At 56.0% G+C, this 19976-nt stretch carries 20 protein-coding genes and 2 pseudogenes; 5 read left to right on the plus strand and 17 right to left on the minus strand.

What is annotated here, in order from left to right; all coding sequences use genetic code 11:
• The first annotated feature begins 17 nt into the window (after window positions 1-17).
• Window positions 18-1259 (plus strand): VWA domain-containing protein, encoded by a 1242-nt coding sequence (locus ALO80_RS02210; RefSeq protein WP_055007773.1) that lies wholly within the window; start codon window positions 18-20, stop codon window positions 1257-1259.
• A 201-nt stretch (window positions 1260-1460) separates the two neighbouring features.
• On the opposite strand, the gene ALO80_RS02215 is transcribed toward ALO80_RS02210, so the two are convergent.
• The 13 genes from ALO80_RS02215 to ALO80_RS02275 all read right to left on the minus strand — a co-directional run bounded on the left by ALO80_RS02215 (window position 1461) and on the right by ALO80_RS02275 (window position 13012).
• The gene (locus tag ALO80_RS02215) at window positions 1461-2039 is read right to left on the minus strand and encodes a TerD family protein (protein WP_054985708.1); all 579 of its coding nucleotides are present in this window, start codon (window positions 2037-2039) and stop codon (window positions 1461-1463) included.
• 37 nt (window positions 2040-2076) lie between these two features.
• Window positions 2077-2652: a TerD family protein gene (locus ALO80_RS02220; RefSeq protein ID WP_055006429.1), complete on the minus strand. Its 576-nt coding sequence runs from the start codon at window positions 2650-2652 to the stop codon at window positions 2077-2079.
• 27 nt (window positions 2653-2679) lie between these two features.
• A complete protein-coding gene (locus tag ALO80_RS02225) occupies window positions 2680-3714 on the minus strand; it encodes a TerC/Alx family metal homeostasis membrane protein (protein ID WP_055007774.1) in 1035 nt (344 codons plus the stop codon).
• Between the two features lie 26 nt (window positions 3715-3740).
• On the minus strand, window positions 3741-4190 hold the full coding sequence (locus ALO80_RS02230; protein ID WP_054985706.1) for a tellurite resistance TerB family protein: 450 nt from the start codon (window positions 4188-4190) through the stop codon (window positions 3741-3743).
• Between the two features lie 51 nt (window positions 4191-4241).
• Window positions 4242-5447: a TerD family protein gene (locus ALO80_RS02235; RefSeq protein WP_055007775.1), complete on the minus strand. Its 1206-nt coding sequence runs from the start codon at window positions 5445-5447 to the stop codon at window positions 4242-4244.
• Window positions 5444-6037: a TerD family protein gene (locus ALO80_RS02240; RefSeq protein ID WP_054985704.1), complete on the minus strand. Its 594-nt coding sequence runs from the start codon at window positions 6035-6037 to the stop codon at window positions 5444-5446. Before ALO80_RS02240 ends, ALO80_RS02235 begins: the two co-directional genes overlap by 4 nt.
• Window positions 6038-6084: 47 nt before the next feature.
• Entirely contained in the window at window positions 6085-6831 is a 747-nt protein-coding gene (locus tag ALO80_RS02245; protein WP_054985703.1) for an HAD-IB family hydrolase, read from the minus strand.
• Complete coding sequence (locus ALO80_RS02250; RefSeq protein ID WP_055007776.1) at window positions 6832-7782, minus strand: HpcH/HpaI aldolase/citrate lyase family protein; 951 nt, start codon at window positions 7780-7782, stop codon at window positions 6832-6834.
• A complete protein-coding gene (locus ALO80_RS02255) occupies window positions 7782-8876 on the minus strand; it encodes a cysteine protease StiP family protein (protein WP_055007777.1) in 1095 nt (364 codons plus the stop codon). The genes ALO80_RS02250 and ALO80_RS02255 overlap by 1 nt, the downstream gene beginning before the upstream one ends.
• Window positions 8869-9627, minus strand: a complete 759-nt coding sequence (locus ALO80_RS02260; protein WP_055007778.1) for an HAD family hydrolase — start codon at window positions 9625-9627, stop codon at window positions 8869-8871. Before ALO80_RS02260 ends, ALO80_RS02255 begins: the two co-directional genes overlap by 8 nt.
• Window positions 9620-10753, minus strand: a complete 1134-nt coding sequence (locus ALO80_RS02265; protein WP_055006425.1) for a phosphoribosyltransferase domain-containing protein — start codon at window positions 10751-10753, stop codon at window positions 9620-9622. Before ALO80_RS02265 ends, ALO80_RS02260 begins: the two co-directional genes overlap by 8 nt.
• Window positions 10754-10819: 66 nt before the next feature.
• A complete protein-coding gene (locus tag ALO80_RS02270; protein ID WP_055007779.1) occupies window positions 10820-11959 on the minus strand; it encodes a trypsin-like peptidase domain-containing protein in 1140 nt (379 codons plus the stop codon).
• 54 nt (window positions 11960-12013) lie between these two features.
• Complete coding sequence (locus tag ALO80_RS02275; RefSeq protein ID WP_055007780.1) at window positions 12014-13012, minus strand: ATP-grasp domain-containing protein; 999 nt, start codon at window positions 13010-13012, stop codon at window positions 12014-12016.
• A gap of 118 nt (window positions 13013-13130) precedes the next feature.
• Between ALO80_RS02275 and ALO80_RS02280 the strand changes: the two genes are divergently transcribed.
• Entirely contained in the window at window positions 13131-13670 is a 540-nt protein-coding gene (locus tag ALO80_RS02280; protein WP_055007781.1) for a DUF1523 family protein, read from the plus strand.
• A gap of 44 nt (window positions 13671-13714) precedes the next feature.
• On the opposite strand, the gene ALO80_RS02285 is transcribed toward ALO80_RS02280, so the two are convergent.
• The 3 genes and pseudogenes from ALO80_RS02285 to ALO80_RS32240 form a co-directional block, all read right to left on the minus strand.
• The gene (locus ALO80_RS02285; protein WP_055007281.1) at window positions 13715-14122 is read right to left on the minus strand and encodes a PIN-like domain-containing protein; all 408 of its coding nucleotides are present in this window, start codon (window positions 14120-14122) and stop codon (window positions 13715-13717) included.
• On the minus strand, window positions 14119-14706 hold the full coding sequence (locus tag ALO80_RS02290) for a DUF433 domain-containing protein (RefSeq protein WP_162491655.1): 588 nt from the start codon (window positions 14704-14706) through the stop codon (window positions 14119-14121). The genes ALO80_RS02285 and ALO80_RS02290 overlap by 4 nt, the downstream gene beginning before the upstream one ends.
• 344 nt (window positions 14707-15050) lie before the next feature.
• Window positions 15051-15657: pseudogene (locus ALO80_RS32240) on the minus strand (glutathione S-transferase family protein).
• 152 nt (window positions 15658-15809) lie between these two features.
• Between ALO80_RS32240 and ALO80_RS32245 the strand changes: the two are divergent.
• A pseudogene (locus ALO80_RS32245) lies at window positions 15810-16179 on the plus strand (winged helix-turn-helix transcriptional regulator).
• Window positions 16180-16407: 228 nt separating this feature from the next.
• Here the strand turns inward: ALO80_RS32245 and ALO80_RS02305 are convergent.
• Window positions 16408-16836 carry a pilin gene (locus ALO80_RS02305; protein WP_055007278.1) on the minus strand — a complete coding sequence of 143 codons (429 nt, stop codon included), beginning with the start codon at window positions 16834-16836 and terminating at the stop codon, window positions 16408-16410.
• A gap of 224 nt (window positions 16837-17060) precedes the next feature.
• Here ALO80_RS02305 and pilB point away from each other — a divergent pair, with 224 nt between their 5' ends.
• Both pilB and ALO80_RS02315 read left to right on the plus strand, forming a co-directional pair.
• A complete protein-coding gene (pilB, locus tag ALO80_RS02310; protein WP_055007783.1) occupies window positions 17061-18755 on the plus strand; it encodes a type IV-A pilus assembly ATPase PilB in 1695 nt (564 codons plus the stop codon).
• Between the two features lie 2 nt (window positions 18756-18757).
• Window positions 18758-19975: a type II secretion system F family protein gene (locus ALO80_RS02315; protein WP_055007276.1), complete on the plus strand. Its 1218-nt coding sequence runs from the start codon at window positions 18758-18760 to the stop codon at window positions 19973-19975.
• The last annotated feature ends 1 nt before the right edge of the window (window position 19976 follow it).

Consider the following 19976-nt stretch of genomic DNA (forward strand, 5'->3'; position numbering starts at 1 on the left):
ATTGCCAAGGAAGAGACATGCAGATTACTCAAGGTCAACGCATTCCCCTGTCCAGCCTGATTCAGGGCACTGACCTCACACTGTCGATTGCCATCCAGTCTGCGCAGGTCATTGATTACGTCTGCTTCGGCATCGATGCCAACGGCAAGCTGTCGGACGATCGTTACATGATTTTCTTCAATCAGCCGAGCAGCCCCTGCCACAGTGTCAAACAGCTGAACGGCGGCGATTTCCAGCTATCGCTCGCGAGTTTGCCTGCCTCGATAGACCGGTTGGTATTTACGGCGTCCATTGATGGTGCTGGCACCATGAGCGAGATTCAGGCGAGCCATTTCAGCATCCGGCATGAGGGCCGCGACGTGGCCCGTGGCGAGTTCTCCGGCGCAACTTTTGCCGCCGAAAAAGCCATCATGGTTGCCGATATCTATCGCAAGGGCGGGGAATGGCGCATAGCGTCCAACCTGCAAGGTTACAACGCCGGGCTGGATGCACTGGTGGTCCACTTCGGCGGCGAAGTGGCTGATGCGCCGGCACCCGCGCCGGCGGCACCTGCGCGTATTTCGCTGGAAAAGAAAATCGCTGACGCCGCACCGCAATTGATAAGCCTGGCCAAGAAGGCTCAGGTCAGTCTTGAAAAAGCCAGACTGACCGATACCAAAGCCCGGGTCGGTCTGGTACTGGATGCATCCGGCTCGATGAATCCGCAATATACCCGCGGTCATGTTCAGGAGGTGGTGGATCGCCTGATCCCGCTTGCCGTGCATTTCGATGACGACGGCGCACTGGACTGCTGGGCGTTCGGCGCCAAGCCGCAGCAACTGAGCGCGGTGACGCTGAGCAACTTTCAGCACTTCATCAAGACCGATCATGGCGGCTGGAAAGACTGGGAACTGGGCGCGCGCATCAACGATGAGCCCAAGGCAATGCGCATGGTCATCGACTATTACAGAAAGTCCGGTGACAAGACGCCGGTCTACATCCTGTTCATCAGCGACGGCGGCGTGCATCAGGACCGCGAAATTACCCGCTTAATGACCGAAGCGGCAAAGCTGCCGATCTTCTGGCAGCTCGTAGGCCTTGGTGGACGTGGTTACGGGATTCTGGAAAAACTCGATGACATGGGCGGCCGCGTTGTCGACAACTGTAACTTCTTTGCCCTGGACCGGCTGGATGAGGTCCCGGAAGAGAAACTTTATGACCTGCTGATGGAAGAGTTCCCGGACTGGCTGAAAGCGGCCAAGGCGGCGGGGATTTTGTAAAACATCGAGCGTGCTCAACTGGCGTGCGAAAGGCACTTGCATGCTGGAGCGCTCCCAACGACAACCTCTACTAACGATCACCTTTACTATCGTGCGACGCTCTGCGTCGCCATGCCGTTCTGGACGCTCCGCATCCTCTTTTCGACATAACAAAAAACCCCTGCCATCGCTGGCAGGGGTTTTATTGTGCGTTGCCCGGGGTTAGCCGATTGCCACGCCGTGCGCCTCTGCCAACGGCTTCAGGCCGCCTGCAAAGCCTTGACCAATGGCCTTGAACTTGAACTCTTCGCCATTGCGGTACAGCTCGCCGAAGATCATCGCAGTTTCGGTCGATGCATCTTCCGACAGGTCGTAACGAGCGACTTCTTTGCCGTCCGCCTTGTTCACAACGCGGATGTAAGCGTTGGATACCTGACCAAAGCTTTGCTTGCGCTCTTCAGCCGAGTGGATAGTGACCGCAAAAACCAGCTTTTTGACCGCAGCGGCCAGACCGGTGAGCTTGACGTTCACCGACTCATCGTCGCCATCGCCTGCACCGGAACGGTTGTCGCCCAAGTGCTCGACCGAACCGTCAGCCGATTTTTTGTTGTTGTAGAAAATGAAGCTGTTGTCGTCCAGCACCTTGCCATTTTCACCCACGATAAATACCGAGGCGTCCAGGTCGAATTCGGTGCCATCGGTAACGCGTGGATCCCAGCCCAGACCAACGGTAATTTCTGTCAGGCCAGGAGCCTCTTTCGACAGGGAAACGTTACCGCCTTTACTCAGACTTACTGCCATGTTCGTAATCCTTTCTGGAAAATTGGTTAGGCGCGAGTCAGAAACTCATGCCGAAATGGTTGGCGACAGCCTTCAGGCCACCGGCGTAACCCTGGCCAACCGCACGAAATTTCCATTCCTGGCCATTGCGATACAGCTCGGCGAAGATCATTGCGGTTTCAGTCGACGCGTCTTCCGCCAGGTCGTAGCGAACAACCTCAGAACCTGACTTTTCATTCAATACGCGAATGAACGAGCCGCCTACCTGACCGAAATTCTGCTTGCGACCTTCAGCCTCATGAATGGTCACCACAAAGACGACCTTGTTCACATCGGCTGGAACGCGGGTCAGGTCGACCTTGAGCACTTCGTCATCGCCGTCGCCAGCACCGGTACGGTTGTCACCGGTGTGTTCGACAGAACCATCGGCGCTCTTGAGCTGGTTGTAGAAAATGAAGTCAGCTTCACTGCGGACCTTGTCATTGGCGCCCAGCAGGAATGCGCTGGCGTCCAGGTCGAATTCCTGGCCGTCAGTGGCTCGCGGGTCCCAGCCCAGACCGATCAATACATTGGTCAGGGTCGGGTCGGTTTTCGACAGCGAAAGGTTGCCACCTTTTTGCAGAGTCAAAGCCATGATTCGTTTATCTCCTCTATCCAGTGTTTACGCTTTTTCTTCGGCGGGTTCTTCTTTACCCGGGAAGAGCAGGCTTGCAACGATACCGATGATCAACACGACGACCACAACCAGCAGGCTGGTATTGGCGCTGATCTCGTAACCGTGATGGAACAGGTGGTTGGTTGCGTTCAGACCCAGTTTGATGGCAATGAAGAACAGCAAGGCAATGACCGCTTTCTCCAGGTGCACCAGATAGCGCTTGAGGGCTTCAAGAACGAAATACAGAGTACGCAGACCGAGAATCGCGAAGAGCATGGCCGAGAATACGATCAGCGGCTCGCGGCTCACAGCGATGATCGCAGGCACGGAATCGAACGCGAACAGCACGTCGGATATTTCCGCCACGACCAGACACAGGAACAACGGAGTTGCGAACAGGGCACCCTTGGAAGCCAGCGTGATACCGGCGTTTTCTGGCTTTTTGACTTCTTCTTCCAGAACCGAGCGACGGACGAAGAAATTGCTGCCGTGCAGCTTTGGCCATACCGGGAACAGCTTTTTGGCGAAGCGATACGCCATGTGTTGCGAGTAGTCGACTTCTTCGTCGTCATCATCACCCGCTCTGAGCATCATGATGGCTGTCCAGGCAACGATGACCGCGAACACCACTTCGACCCAAGGGCCCAGAGCCAGCAGGCCGGTACCAATGGCAACGAAAATGCCGCGGAAGACGATGGCACCGATGATGCCCCAGTACAGAACGCGATGGCGCAGGCCATCCGGTATCTTGAACCAGGAGAACAGCGCCATGAACACGAACAGGTTGTCGACGCTCAGTACTTTTTCCAGCGCATAACCGGTAACAAACAGCGTCGCGACTTCAGAGCCGTGCTGCACATACAGGAACCCGGCAAAAGCCAGCGAAATGGCGACCCAGAAAATCGACCACGCCGAGGCTTGCGCAAGGGTAATTGGTTTGTTTCCCCGGTGGGAGAACATGTCGATAGCCATAGCCGTAATGGCCAGACCGACGAAAACCGCCATCGTGAGTGGAGGGAAGCCTAGAGAGGTGCTTTCCATTTAACTGCGTTCCTTAGGGTAAAAAATTACAGGTCGAAATCGGACGGGTTCAGGCCAAGCTCTCGACAGATCGTGCGGCACACTTCCCGCTCTTTCTCATCGAAGCTGCCATCGGCGCCACCGATAGCACAGCAGACGCGCACCAGCAAACGGGCAGCATCTTCTTTCTTTTTGATCTTGCCGATGGTTTTCAACGCTTCGGCACGGCCAATTTCAAAATCGAACTCGAACTTGGAGCAGGCATCCTGAAAACCCTGAATGACTTCCTTCATGTCAAAAACTTTCAGCTCCTGAGAGTTCTGAATGAAGCCTGCCATTTTCTGCTTTTCACTGGAGCTGATATCGCCGTCTGCGGCCGATACCAGAGCACAGCCGGAAACCACAGCCTCCATGAATTCACGATTCTTGAACTTCGAGACTTCCGAAGCCAGCTTGTCGCGAGCAGCGGTCGCATTTGTTTTCAACCAGTCCAGCATGTCTATCTCCCATGAGGCGGCACAGCCAGCCCAGAAATACCACGGTATTGTTTACTTGGAACCGGCAGCCCAGCGCATGCCCCAGCCATAGGCTTTGTCCATGTTGCTGTGGCCGTTATGGAAATCCACACGACGTGTCACCTTGACCGCACCATTGTCGTTTTCCAGCAAAGCAATTGCACACATGCCCTGACGCCCGCCCTCTTCGTTAAGGCGGACCTCGATAGGTGGCTGACCCGGCGCATGAATGGTGACGACCCCGTCGGTTTCTTTCCAGTTCGGCGCACCTTCATAGATGAACGCATAGACCAGAATGCGGCGGATCTTGTTCCAGTGCGCGCCATTGATGTGCAGCCATTCGCCATCACTGATCGAGCCGGTGCGGTCATCACCCATCAATTTGATGAAAGGCTCGGTGTCGAGCGAACCGAACGAGTTGCCCAGCGCCTGAACAGCGCCTTTCAAGCCGTCCTGCAATTCGAAGAGGCAGCCTACATCAAGGTCGATGGCATTGCTCTTCTTCATCGAGAAGAAGCCGCCGCCTTTGCTGTCACTGCGACGGTTCCAGTTCAGGTTGACCCGGATTTCTCCGAAACCGGCGCTGGATTTTTCCAGACTGATCGAAGCACGGGTCTTGTCCAGCGTGATCTTGCTGAGACTGACGGTCGACCTGACGGCAGGTGCAGGTGCAGGTGCAGGTGCAGGTGCAGGTGCAGGTGCAGGTGCAGGTGCAGGTGCAGGCTGATCCTGAGGCGCGGACACTTCAATGCCAAAGTTTTTTGCCAACGGCTCAAGGCCGCCTGCAAACCCCTGGGCCACGCAACGGAATTTCCACACGCCCTGACGCAGATAGAACTCGCCCAGGATCAGCGCGGTTTCTTTCATGCCGTTGGTGGGGATATCCGCTTCGATACCGCCAGTGATGCTCAATGCCAATCGTGACACGCTGCCAAAGCTGGCCTTGTTCTCGTAAAGGGTGGCCGTCAGGGCAACTTTCTCGATGACGGAGTCCAGACGGCTCGGGTCAAAACTGAACACAGCACGCCCGGCCGATGCTTCTGTTTGCTGGACCGCACCGCCGTTTACGCTTTTCTGGCCATAGAAACACATGTCCTGGTCGCCACGCACCTTGCCAGTGCCGGTCAGCAGGAATGCAGACACGTCGATATCCGCATCCGCCAGCGGCGAGTAATTGACCTCGATCGTCAATGGACCTGCAGCGACTGGCGCGTTGGCACCCGGGACAAGTCGGGTCATGCGCGCACAGCTCCAATCGCCAGTTCGACCAGGTCATCGGCAGTGCGGCCGTTGGTAACCTGCCCTACCGCGGTGAAATCCCAGCCTGCCGGGGTACGCGCCAGGTAGGACATCACCACGCCGGTGTGCTGACCTTTCTCGGACAGATCGAAGCGACCCAGTTCGTTGCGGCTGCCCAGATCGACGATACGGCAGTAGGCATTGGCGACTTTTTCAAAATTCTGACCGGTGAACGAGTTGACCGTGAACACCAGGTATTTGACGGTGGCTGGCAGTTTCTCCAGGTCGACACTGATGGTTTCATCGTCGCCCGCACCTTCGCCGGTGCGATTGTCACCCGAATGCTGAATGGCACCGTCGCGTGACTGCAATTGGCGGAACCAGACAAGATCAAGAGGCTTCTTGTCGGCGTCGAGCATGATGCAGGACGCGTCCAGATCGATGTCACCGCCGCCACCGCCGAGCAATTTGCCGAAGAAGCCAGTGGCTTTTTCAGGGTCCCATCCAAGGCCCATGCTGACTTTCTTGAGGCCGGTCCCAGCGGTTTTCTCGAGTGAGATCGTCTGGTTCTTTGCCAAAGTGAGTGCCATTTTTCGCTCCATGTGGACGTCGGAATTCGGATAAAAGTGTTACAGCCTTACCGTGTTGGCCCGTCATTGCCATCAGGATTGTGTAACTTGGCGTTAACGGGACCTTTATAACGGCCTCGACGCCACGTCGGATGGAACAGACGCCAGTGCGCATCCTGAGCAGCGGCGAGCAATTCGTGATCCCCCCGCGTGTCGCCCCAGGCACGTACCCGGAACTGCGTAAGCGGCCCGTAAACACTTTCAAGACGCGCAACCTTGGAGTCGCAACGGCAGTTGCTGCCCTCGATCAGTCCGGTCAATTTGCCGTCGATGACTTCCAGATTGGTGCCGATCAGCTCCACTTTCAAGCGATCAGCGAAGGGTTGCAGGACCATAGCAGGCGATGCTGAACAAAGCGTGACAATGGCACCCTTCTCGATTTCGGCGGCGATCGATTCCAGCGCAGCAGGGCGCATGAGGCGACTCCAGTGCGACTGGCAGAACGCTTCGGCCTTTTGCTGCAGCCATTGCACCTCGACGCCGCTGAGAAACGCCTTGATAAGGCGGCCCTTCAGCTCGTCGCGGGTCACACGCTTGGCCAGATAACCAATGCTCGGCAATACCAGCCGGGCCATGCGCACAGAGAAGGCCCGTTGTCCGAAAGCGAACTTGAGAAACGGCACAAAGCTGTCGTGCCGGGTAATGGTCCCGTCGAAATCGAAAACCGCCAGCAGGCGTTGCTCCACTTCGATTTCAAGATCAGGCCCTGCTGGTTGAAGATCAGGTTCTACGGTTTCAAGGTCAGGTTCTATCATCTAGCTAACTGCCTCAGCGAGTCGAATGCTGGCATCCATGATCGAAGCGGGTGCGGATAACACTCCATGCCATTTGGCGCGCTCCATGATGTGGGTTGCCCATTTGTAATGGGTAGCCGGTTCACACATCGCATCGTTGTACTTGAACACTGCGGGGGCCACAGAGTTCAAAATCATCCGGGCGGAGTTCATGTCCTCCAGACTGACGCGGAGTGCATTCTGAATGATATTGACCTGCGAGGGGTGAATTGCCGTTTTACCGACCAGCCCGTTGGTAATATCCAGCGCCAGCTCATGCTCCAGAATGTCCGGAGTGGCCAGTTGCTCGAACACCGGCGCGGTGAGTGCAAAGCCCTGCGAGCCCATTACGCCAGCCAGCATCGGGATGACATACCCCATTGGGGTGGAATACAGGGTCATGGCCGGATTGCGACGCAGCCCCAGACAGCCCATCAGGTCATTGCCACCGATGCGCAAGGCGATTATCCGCTCGTAAAGGCTGGCCTTCAACGCCTCACCCAGCTCGACCATTGCCGTCGGATTGAACACTTCCGGTGTTTCCAGCGTAGGCATCAGCGCCAGCGCCGGGTTGGTCACAGCCTGCTCCCAGCTTGTCAGGCTTTTCAGCGAGAGCTTGGGGACAACGAACCCGTCAACGTGCGCCATCAGCGGCCAGTCGTTGAGAATCCGCGCCATCGCCGCGTCTCTCGGGCGAACGAACAACAGCGGACCATTGGCCGGACGGCCGTCACGGTCCTGAATGCGGGTCAGCACCTGGCGAAGGTTGACCAGCGCCGTGTCGACATCGATCAGCGCTACCGCATCTTCCAGGCACACAACCAACGAACGCAACTCGGGAATCTTTTCACCGAACACCACATCGACGATGTCGTCCCGGGTAGCAGGCATGTACAGCGTTGCCCCCAGCGCGTAAGGCGAGAATAAGGCCATTAGCTCAGACTCCGAATGATGGTCACTGCCCGATAAGGGCCCAGGACATCGCCGACTTCTTCAACGGGAATGCCCGCTTTTTCTGTCAAATGCAGTAGCAACTGCACATCGCTGTCAGCGAGATTGCGTACCAGCACATGATCCGGTACGCGGCGCATCACCGCTCTAGTGGCTTCGGCAATGCCCGGCTTGATGCGATTGAGGTTATTGATCTCGAAGCGCTCGGCCAGGCGGTCGATCACCTGCAATGCGCCAGCCTTGAGTTCGGTTCGCTGACGCAGCGTCCAGGGTGTCAAGGTGAGCGTAGAAGTGTTTTGACGACGCTGGTTGTCGATCTGTTCAATAAAAGACTGCGTGACGTCGTGCCTCTGCAACTGCTCGTACACCACACAACCGTGCAGCCCGCCGTCGGTCGGCCAGATGGAGCGTGACACCAGACCGGACACCGTGGCACCCAGGATCCCGGAGGGAATCACCCAGTCTTCCGCCGACGCTGCCAGCCAGGCGCTGCCGCAGGGGTCGGCCAGCACGACCAGCCGTGGCTCATCGGGAAAACGTGCATCGCCCGCCAGACTGCGACGGATCTCACCTGAAATAGCACCCTTGCCGGTCCAGCCGTCGACAAACACGATGTTCTGCGCGCCATGGGCCTGGATAATGGCTTCCAGTGCCACGTTATCGATACCACGATCACGAACGATACTGATGCCGTAGTGATGCGTTTCGCGGCCAAGATCGATCAGCGCCCGGCGCAGCAGCACACCCAGCGGCAAGCCGGCGCGTACAAATGACACCAGAACGATTTCAGCGCCGGTGCATTCCCGGTCAAGCGCCTGCGCCAGGGCTTGCACGTCACCGGCCATGCGCGTGCCGTTCTGGCTGAGCGCCCGCTCATACAATGCCTTGTGAGCGGTGCTGGGGGCAGACTCCTCGCTGATCATTTCCGAATAATGCTTCTGCCGCGTCTGGATCAGGCGCTCCTTCTCCTCGAAGCTGGTGGTCTGCATCGCGATGCTGCGCAGCAGAAAATGCACGTCATCGTGCAGATAACTGCCGCTGCCAACCGTGTCGAGCCCGTGAACGGGATCACTCATGTGCTGCTCCGACAAACATTTTCGCCAACTGACTGCGGGCAGGGGTCGCCCACCAGTGGCACTCGTCCATGAAACCCAGGTCGGTAATGCTGTCGCCAAAACCGAGCACCGGGCGTTCGCCATTGATCGCCCTGTCGCGCCGCAGCCATTCCTGCACCGCGTAGCGCTTGGCCAGCCCCTCGGGCAGAAAGGCAAGGTTGTTGCCATTGCCGTGAATATGCATGCCATCGAGCAAGCCGCGGGCCCGCACTTCGGCCAGCACTTTGGTGAGGATGCTGTCATCGCTCTTGTTGTGCTTGGTCACCACGTAATGAAACAGCTGCGCCTCTTCAACCACCCAGCCGCGCAGTGAAAAACCCAGTTCCTGACCAATCGCCAGTGTGGTGGCAGACAGTTCATGCAGACGCGACTGATAGCTGGCCAGGGTCTGTTTCATCTGCTCGTTCCAGTCAGGGTCCAGTCGACCCATGACATCGAGCATCACACCACCGTGCGAACAGATCGCGCCTGCGGCGAACGGCAGTTTGACCCGACTGTAGGCCTCGACACTGCGCGCCGTCACCGGCACGACGTCCGAATGGGCCAGCAGCCAGTGCGCGAAGGACTTCTGCACGTTGGTCATGTAACCGTTGGCGTTACCAGCGATGTCGAGGGTTGCGACATGCTTTTCAATGTCAGCAGGGGTTTTGCGCGCGGTCTGGAACAGCGTGTCGTCCAGATCGACGAAGATCAGCGGGCGCTCGTTACTCATCGCAGATGACCTCGGCGTTCAGCGCTTCGATAAGCTCGGCAGGCACCGCCTGCCTTGGGGTTTCGGTGCAGATCAGCACCCGGTCGAACTGACCCGGCCTTACGTTGTAAAGAAAATTGGGAATGCCCAGCCCATAGTTGTCGGAGAAAGACAGCGCATGATCGATGGCATGCCCCAAGGCAATCGGTGAACGGCTGGTAGAGCTGAAATGCACATCGGCCCCAGCTTTTTCCAGACGCTCGGCCAGCAGAAACGGACGCCAGACGAACTCGCTGGTGCCCACGACCAGAACGCGTTCACCAGTTTTGACCGTGAGCCCGGGAGCCAGCGTATCGGCCACCGACAGCACGCCCATCCGCCCCCAGTCGTTGGCGGTCACCAGCGGCCAGTCGCCCATTGCGACGGTGCCGACCTCCGGCATGTCCGGCAATGGCGCACTCACGTCCTCATCGAAGGAATACGAGCCTTGCAACAGCGAGACCTGCTCCGCCACTGCCCCCATCGATGAGCTGACCGCTCCGGCCGACCAGTCGGTGAGCACGCAGGTCACCACCCGCTCGATCTTGCTCAACCCGGCTTCGACCAGCGCCTGATGCAGATTGATGAAGGTCTTGCCCGTCGAAGCCTCGTCGTCGACCAGCACCAGCGAGCGTGCGCCAAGCATCATCTCGCGTAACGCCGGATCGACCGGCAGATGAATAAGGTGAGCGCTGGCGTGGCTATGCTCTTCTTCAAAACGGGCAAACAGCTGGCTACCGGTCGGATGGCGCGTGCTGACCAGATACAAGGCATCAGGGCGCGTTTCGCTGTAGGCACGGTGCACCCCGGCACCGAGGCCGACTGCCGTTTCGGCCATGCCGATGACCAGCACCGGACCGGGCAGGTCTGCCGGGATCTTGTGCGCCAGGTCCTGAAAGCTTTTCAGCATCACGCCCGGGCGCGCAGGGATATGGCGCCCCAGCACTCGGGACACGAACAGAAAAGCACGCTTGGGGTTGCGCCGCTCGGCAAAGCCGAACAGGGAGTCCGGAGCAATGGTCGACGAATCGACACTGACATCGAGGCGACCACGAAGCAGATCAGCACGAAGCTTTGTAGGGTTGGAAAAAGCTGCGCTGCTGTCCATCGATAAATTCCTGATTAACGGGGCCGCAGCCCCAGACGCCTGCGGATTGAGCAGGCAACACCGATTTCACTGACGTGAGGCTTCGACGAGCCACAACGATGACTGGGCGGTGCGCGAGATTTCGGTGGTGGTGTACGACCTTTCCGCACGGGCATGCGGCGCATCGATGCGGCAAGCCTGCAGAAAGGACATAAGCAGTGCGGACTTCACGGCGAAGTTCATGTTTTGCCCGTCCGGCACGGTGGACGTCACCATGCCGATCACCGCACCACCGTTATCGAATAACGGACTACCGCTGGAGCCCGGCTGAATCGGGGCCGTGAACTGGAACAGGCTGGCGTCATTGTGCAGGCCGAACAAACCGGAGATACCGCCCTGAGTCACCTGCAGCCCGCCGCCGGAAATGGACGCCAGTGGATAACCCAAGACCGCTACGGTATCACCCGGCTCACAGCCCTGCCCGTCCCGGAATGTAACCGGAGACAACGGCGGTGCGCCTTGCACGCGCAGCAGCGCGATGTCGTTGCGACGGTCGATCACCACCGGCTCGGCCTTGTAACGACCCTCCAGTGAAGTGATATAGAACACGCCCATGTCTTCGATAACATGCGCACAGGTCATGACGTGCGCAGGACCTACCACAAACGCCGTACCCGTCGCCGACTCATGCCGAGGCGCGCTACCGGCCGCTCCGGACGGGCGGCGCGGATGACGGTCGTCGACCTCCAGCCCGATCTTGCGCCCGAACGCCGACAGCCCATACGCAGAACCTTCGCTCAGCGCACGGAATTTCCACTGTTCGTTACGCTTGTAGAACTCGCCGATGATGATCGCCGCTTCGCCGTTATCGCGCAGGTCCAGGCGGTGCTCGATGTCGCCATCCACCTTGAGGTGCAGGCTGCCGATATCACGGACCGGCCCCATGGCCGCATACACGTAGACCATCAACAGCACGCGATCACTGCCGCTCGGGAGCCTGTCCAGCCTGAGCGTACAGCCGACATCCTGAGGGCCGCCGCTCCACTCCATCCAGTTCTGTTCCTGATGCAGCAGCGCCGGATCGCCCATAGGCTGGCGCTTGTCGTTGACCGCCAGCAAGGCGACAGCGGCGTATTCACCGAACACCGAAGATTGACCGCTCTCCAGGTTCCAGGAGCAGTGGGCGCCAGCTAAAGCAGTATTTGCACCTGGCGCAAGAAGCTTCATGCCCGATCCTCCCTGATAAGAGCGATTAGTGATAGCAAAAATCTATTATCGCGATCAAACCAAGGCCCGTACAGCGACCGTGATGGCCTTCACGCGGATATCTTCAAGCCAATGTGTTTCCGGTTCTTTCAAGCCGAGACGGCGGGTCGCAAAAATACCCGGCAGGTTAACGCCGGTTTCACGCACATAACCGATGCCGCCCGAGTAACGCGGGTTGATTTCCAGCAAGCGCGGCTTGCCGTCGGCATCGTCGCGGGTCTGCACATTAATCAGCCCGTCGCAGGCAAAATGCTCCGCTGCGCGCACCGCCAGTTGCACCGCTTCGCTGTCACGCTCGAAGGTCTGATTGAGCCCCACCTTGCGCCGTCCGACGAAGGCAACCGCCTTGCCGTGCTCGCAGACCATGTCCACCGAGCACTCACTGCCCGGCATATACGGCATCAGCAACATCGCCGGAACGTCATCGGACTGGCGATAAGCATCAAGGTACGCCTGAAAGGTGGTTTCACGCGCATCCGGGTTGGCGAAACAGCGAAAATCGTCGACATCGGTCTTGAAGCGCCAGAAACCGCGGCCATAAATCCCGACCACCGGTTTGATACACACTTCGCCATATACCGACAACGCTTCGTAAGCCGCCTGCAACTCCTCGGCATTGCTCGCGGCGATTCCCGGAATACACGCCAGCCCTGCCGCCTCGGCCGCTGCCGTGAAGCGGCTCTTGTCATCGACATCCATGAAAGTCTGCCGGGACGTTCCGCCTGTGACGAGGTCCAAACCCTGTGCAACAAAACGTGCACGCTGCGCTTCGTAAAAGCTGCCGATGCGCCCGGCGACGATAACCCTGACGCCCAGCGCCCGAGCGGTCTCCAGCACCCAGTCGATACGCTCTTCATTGTCGACCGGCTCTTGCAGTGCCACATGGGCCTGCCCGGTAATTTCGGAGCGCTGCTGGCGATGGGAGGCGATAATCTGCACTGACGCAGGCAACGCGTCGCGCGCGCCCATGATCACTTCACGCTGGCTGGACTGCCCTTCAAGGAACCAAATCATGTCAATCTCCGGGAGACAATGCCATCCGCAACGGCCTTGTCGAATTTTGTAATAACTGTTTTGCTTCGAAATGTTCGGATTAGGGCAAAGTCACGCAATTTAAACAGAGGACGCTGGTATGAAGTGGCTTAAAAGGTCGATTTGGCTTGTGGTATTCGTTGCACTCGGGATCGGCGCATTAAGCCTCTATTACGTCCTGCCGCGCCATGATGTCGTGATGATCACCGGCGTGGAAGTCAAAAGAATGGACGCCGACGGCGTCATCAACGCCGAAAACCCGGCAGACGGCCCGACCCGCGACGTGTACTTCATCAACACCGAAGACCCGGACAGCAAAAAGGTCGTGGTCTACCGCAACGAAGACACTGGCTGGAGCTTCCCGTGGTACTTCAAATTCGACTCCGCCGACATCCAGGCCAAAGCCCAGGGCTACTCGCGTGACTCCCAACAGCTGGCGCTGATTCGTTATTACGGCTGGCGCATAACGATCCTGTCGATGTTTCCCAACGTGACCGAGGTTGAGGCGGTGACGAGTCGTGATCAGCCGTTTCCGATTTTTAATACGATTTTTTTTGTGGTGGTGGGGTTGTTGGTGGTGATGGTTGGGGTGAGGAGGCGGTTTAAAGGGCGGGCGCGGGTTGATGGGGTGGTGAGGTAATTTTCGTACTTTAGATACTGCGAAAAGCCCGGTCTATGATCGGGCTATATATGGAGCTGCTGGAACTTGCGGGCCGCAGAAAACGTCCATGGCACACGAAAGGCTGCGCCGCCTTCGATTAACAAAGCCTGCTCGGTAATTGAAGGCCACCACCTGACCAGGTTTTCTGCCTTGTTCCAGTAGGTCATTTTCCCCCATTGCCTGGCAAGGCAGAAAATGGGCATCCCACACTCCCGGAATGCCCGACGCTCAGCGTCTCCCTTGGAAAACTTGTCCTGAGACACGACCGCCCAACCGCCTTCTTTTTTGAGATGGGTCACCCAGTCAATATCAGCGGAGTTGGCAGGGAATCTTTCACGCAGCGATACCACTGAGTGACCTTCACTCTTTGTCAGCTCATTGAGCGCTCTGGCGATAGCGGGCGGCAGATTGTTATCGATCAAAAAATTCAAGCCGCGATCCTGTGCTCAAAATTGACTGCGGCTTCCACTGCTGCAGGCGGAATCTCATAAAGTAACGCTACACGCTTCGCGTTCTGGCCTTCAGCCAGATAAGAATGATAGATCGCTGCTGTGTCGATTCCCGTCGTTGCCAACACCGGTTTGCCAAAATTCCTTGCCGGGTCCAAAACAACTGCCTTGCTTCGCTTTACTGGATACCAGCGCTTTGCCGACTCTTCACCTGCGTAATCAATGCCCTCGTACAGAGAGGGCGTAATGACCTGCTTGAACGCGTATTGCCGCTTCACCAGATCCAGAAGCGCCTCATCACCCGTTTCATACAGAACGGTCGCGAAAATATCTCGTCCGTCAGTTTGAAAACGTCTGCACGTAAACGGGTAGAGCTGGCCGAACATTTCTCTGGCTTGTAACGAGGCGCTGCGGATCGCTTGCAAGCTGACGCCGTGCTGGCGAAACGCATGGACAAAGCGAATTTCCAGCAGGTCGTGGAAGCCGAGCAGCTTTTCGTCCAGAAATGCGACCTCTGGCGTCCAGAGGCCGGGGTGATCGACGCCTGCCGCGCAATAGCCGAACATCCATCTGCGAATGTCTTTCGCCGGAATGCCGGTGTATGAGGACGCTTCTGCTGGGGTGTATAGGCCCACACCGAGGAGGCGGCTGGGTGATGTAGTGGTGTTCATAGCTCCTCTCTTCATGTGTAGGGTAATCAGGAGAGTAATTCTGGGCTTGATTCGGATATCAATCAACGGACGTTTTGATAACCGAAGCGGATCAGGAAGTGACCTAATGCAAAAGCTGAAATTTCCTACGATGCCATCGTGATAACACCAAGTAATCGAATCAAAGCGCCCGCAACGAAGCACATCCGCCGGGGGCGCTATTGTTTAAAAGGTGAGTCTAACCTGAGTCTTAAGCAGGCTCAGGTCTTGTTGAACAGTTTGGGCAAACCCTTCGCTTTCAGTACAGCCTTGACGGATGGACGTGCTTCTACTCGCGCCACGAACGCTTGCAAAGCAGGTTGCGCTTCCAGCGAAATGCCAAAATTGACAGGCCAGCGTGTTACCGCGAACAGGTAGGTGTCGGCAACGCTGAAATCGTTACCCAGCAGGTAATCAAGACCATTCGCCAGCAGACCATTCAAGTAGGTTTGTTTGGCGATGACCGGGCGCTGGGCGTCGGTGGCATCCACCCCCTTCGCCAAATAGAAAAGCGGTGTCCAGGCCTTGTGATATTCAGCAGCCAGATAATTGAGTATCTCCTGCAGCCTTGCGCGCTCCAGCGTCCCGTTGGCTGGCACCAGCATTGGTACGAAGTGGTCACCCAGATATTGCCTTCAGTCAGAACAGCACCGCCATCCAACCCCAACGCAGGAACAGCCCTTTGGGGTTGATCGCGTAATAGTCATCGCCGGATTCAATCGTATGCTGCCGCAGATTGACCTTGACCAATTCGTGAGCGACACCCGCTTCGTGCAACACGATGTGAGCAGCAAGCGAACAGGAGCCAGGTGAGTAGTAAAGCTTCATAGGTGATTGTTCCGGTGGCTGAGAATGACCAGATCCTAGCACTCAGATAACTTTTTATAGCTGGTAACTTAAGGTTACTCTAGTTCTCCGGTTGCCGTTATGTAACCTGGTTACGCTCTGGAAACTCGCGATCCGACAAGGAAAACCCTGCCATGTCATTGAAAATGCGCAAAAGCAAGTCAACCATCCCGTCCCCGAATGCGCGATAGCGGCGTGCATGTGGCTCCTGAGCGGTGTCTGGACTCCAAATTTGCTGTGGAGTTAAAGTGGTGGGCCTCGGCGATTCGGCGAACTGCGCGTCGACATCCCCGGTATTTCGGCAAAGATACTGTCGGTAGGCTTGAAGAGGTGGGAGATAAAGGTGTGGTTGTTCGGACGGTGCTGGCGACTTCGCCACCTCCTGCGGAGTACAGTCTTTCGGAGTTGAAATTGGAGTTGCTGCCGGCGATTGCGAAGATTGAATATCGGTTGAGGTTGAAGCGGGGGAAGGACGTGGCAGATGGTGTGCGACTTGAGAATTAAATTCCGTTAGTTGCAAGCAACAGATACAGTCTTGAGTTTGAAATACTTGCCTGAAAAAAAAAGCAAAGAGAGAAGGCTCGACCAGCATAGATCGAAATTTTTCTCTGATTAATACTGAGAACTGCCCCCCTACAAACTTATAGCAAAGACAATCCTGTGCTAACAGGCTATCTAAATCGGCCTCTTTAACGCTAACATTAAAGAGGCGCGATTAGCTGCATGTTGGAATTAGTTTTTCACGTAACCCTGTGTCAAACAACCACCGCTGTACTGCCAAGTAAGAACGTCGGTGTTACCAACCAAGCGGGTAGGGGTCAATATGCAGGTATCCGCAGCAGCAATGCCCTTGTAAGCATTAGGTGTACCGGTGATAACCGCTGTTGTAGCCGTAATACCAACGCTAGCCAAAGCACCTGGGGTGGCGGTTGGAAGAGTGATGCCTAATTTTGCTGCAGTATCGCATGCGGTGAGGTCAGTCGTCTGCGCATAGCAAACGGCGACGGCAGATTTAACGGCGTCCATAGCCAACACGACCTCTGTGTAAGCCGCTTTTCTGGTGTAATTCTGATATGCAGGCAGTGCCACCGCAGCCAGAATCCCGATGATCGCCACTACGATCATCAGCTCGATCAACGTAAAACCTTTTTGTGTTTTCATAGCTTACTTCTCCGAGGCGTCAGTTTTTAGTGCCTTGATCCACCTAAAGCACACGGCGTGCCAAAGTGCAATGCGTTGCGAACCATTTGGAAAGCCGTTATCCGTGGCATCAGGTTGCTCCGTAATCCGCAGAAACTGACAATTTACGTCACATCCCGCACTGCCATTTGGCAGCACCGCCCGACTGCGCTATAACCCACCCATTGTCTGTGTCTGGTGGTTTTATGACTGATGCTGTCCTCACTGGTTTGGCCAAGCAATTGGTCCTCGCCGAGCTCCTTACTGAACCTGTTGCGCAGCAAGCGTATCAACAGGCGCGCCGCGACAAGATTTCGTTGGTGAGCTATCTGGTTCAGAACAAGCTGGTCAAAAGCCTCACGCTGGCGGAATTGGCTTCTGATCAGTTCGGCGTGCCGTTCATGGACCTCGCCAGCCTGGACAAGGAAAGCCAGCCTAAAGGTCTAGTGAGTGAAAAGCTGGTTCGGCAGCATCACGCCCTGCCGCTCTGGCGACGAGGTAACAAGCTGTTCATTGGCATATCGGATCCGACCAATCATCAGGCTGTGACCGATATTCAGTTCAGTACTGGCCTAAACACCGAAGCGATTCTGGTCGAAGATGACAAGCTGACCACTGCGATAGATCGATTTTTTGACAGTGATAGCGGTCTGGGCAATCTGGAAGATGTCGATCTGGGTGTGGATATCGAACCGGCTGATGGTAAGGAAACGTCCCTCGCGACGCAGAATGACGCTGACGATGCCCCGGTGGTCCGTTTCGTCAACAAAATGCTGTTGGATGCCATCCGGTTAGGATCGTCCGATCTACATTTCGAGCCCTACGAAAAGATCTTTCGCGTGCGCCTGCGTACCGATGGCATTTTGCATGAGGTTGCCAGGCCGCCGATTCATCTGGCAAATCGTATTGCTGCACGCCTGAAAGTCATGGCGAGCCTCGACATTTCGGAACGGCGCAAACCACAGGACGGCCGGGTCAAGTTACGAATGTCCAAAACCAAAGCTATTGATTTTCGTATGAATACCTTGCCCACTCTATGGGGCGAGAAAATCGTGATGCGGATTCTCGACCCGACCAGCGCACAGATGGGCATCGATGCTCTGGGCTACGAGCCAGAGCAAAAAGCACTGTATCTGGAGGCGCTGAAACAGCCGCAGGGCATGATTCTAGTGACCGGCCCCACGGGTTCCGGCAAGACCGTTTCTCTGTATACCGGTCTGAATATCCTTAATACTGTGGACATCAATATATCCACGGCCGAAGACCCGGTAGAGATCAACCTAGAAGGTATCAATCAGGTCAACGTCAACCCGCGTCAGGGGCTAGACTTTTCTCAAGCATTGCGCGCGTTCCTGCGTCAAGATCCCGACGTGATAATGGTCGGTGAGATACGAGACTTGGAAACGGCAGAAATTGCCATCAAAGCCTCGCAGACCGGGCATATGGTGCTTTCCACACTGCACACCAACAGCGCAGCGGAAACGCTGACTCGACTGCATCATATGGGTGTCGCGGCATTCAACATTGCTACGGCAATCAACCTGATTATTGCGCAACGGCTGGCACGTAAGCTGTGCAGCCACTGCAAGAAAGAATTGGATATTCCTCGCGAGACACTTTTTCAGGAAGGTTTTCCAGAAGAGAAAATCGGCAATTTCAAGATATACGGCCCGGTGGGCTGTGAGCACTGCAACGGGGGTTACCGAGGCAGGGTGGGCATTTACGAAGTGGTCAAGAAAACACCGGAACTGGAACGCATCATCATGGAAGAAGGCAACTCGCTGGAGATCTCTAGACAGATGCGCAAGGACGGTTTCAATGACCTTCGCACATCAGGGCTTTCGAAAGCCATGCAGGGCATCACCAGCCTTGAAGAAGTCAACCGCGTGACCAAGGATTAAACATGGCCAGCAAGGCAGTCAAAGTCATCGTTTACACATGGGAAGGCGTGGACAAAAAAGGCGTCAAACTTAGCGGAGAATTAAGCGGCCACAATCCGGCGCTTATCAAAGCACAATTGCGTAAACAGGGTGTCAACCCTACCAAGGTGCGCAAAAAAGCTGCCTCGATCTTCGGCAAGGGTAAAAAAATCAAGCCTCTAGACATCGCTTTTTTCTCTCGGCAAATGGCGACGATGATGAAAGCCGGAGTTCCGCTGCTACAGTCGTTCGATATTATCGGTGAGGGTGCAGAAAATCCGAATATGCGAGCGCTGGTAGGCTCACTCAAACAAGAAGTATCAGCAGGTAACAGTTTTGCAACGGCTTTGCGGCAAAAGCCCGAGTACTTTGATGATCTCTTTTGCAACCTCGTGGATGCGGGCGAGCAAGCTGGTGCTCTTGAGAGTCTGCTGGATCGAGTAGCAAGCTACAAAGAAAAGACAGAAAAGCTCAAAGCAAAAATAAAGAAAGCCATGACCTACCCCGCTGCTGTTTTAATCGTTGCACTTATTGTGTCCGGCATTCTATTAATTAAAGTAGTTCCGCAGTTTCAGTCAGTTTTTGCAGGCTTTGGTGCAGAACTCCCTACGTTCACATTGATGGTTATAAGTCTTTCAGAGATTGTGCAGAAATGGTGGCTGGCGATTGCAGGCATGTTTTTCTTCAGCATTTTCATATTCAAACGTGCTTATAATAAGTCTCAGAAATTTCGCGACAGCCTTGACCGTCTTTTGCTGAAAGTCCCCATCATTGGGCCGCTGATTTTTAAGTCATCAGTAGCGCGTTATGCCCGCACGCTCGCAACAACTTTTGCCGCTGGAGTTCCGCTAGTAGAGGCTCTCGACTCTGTCGCAGGGGCAACGGGCAACGTGGTGTTCAGAAACGCTGTGAACAAGGTTAAGCAAGACGTGTCCACCGGAATGCAGCTTAATTTCTCAATGCGCTCTACTGGAGTTTTTCCCAGTTTAGCAATTCAGATGACTGCCATTGGAGAAGAGTCTGGTGCGTTGGATAATATGTTGGATAAGGTCGCAACTTATTATGAGGATGAGGTCGACAATATGGTAGACAGTCTGACCAGCCTTATGGAACCTATGATTATGGCCGTTCTCGGTGTGGTAGTGGGCGGATTGGTCATAGCAATGTACTTACCGATTTTCAAGCTCGGAGACGTTGTCTGAA

Source organism: Pseudomonas caricapapayae (genome assembly GCF_001400735.1).
Taxonomy (GTDB): domain Bacteria; phylum Pseudomonadota; class Gammaproteobacteria; order Pseudomonadales; family Pseudomonadaceae; genus Aquipseudomonas; species Aquipseudomonas caricapapayae.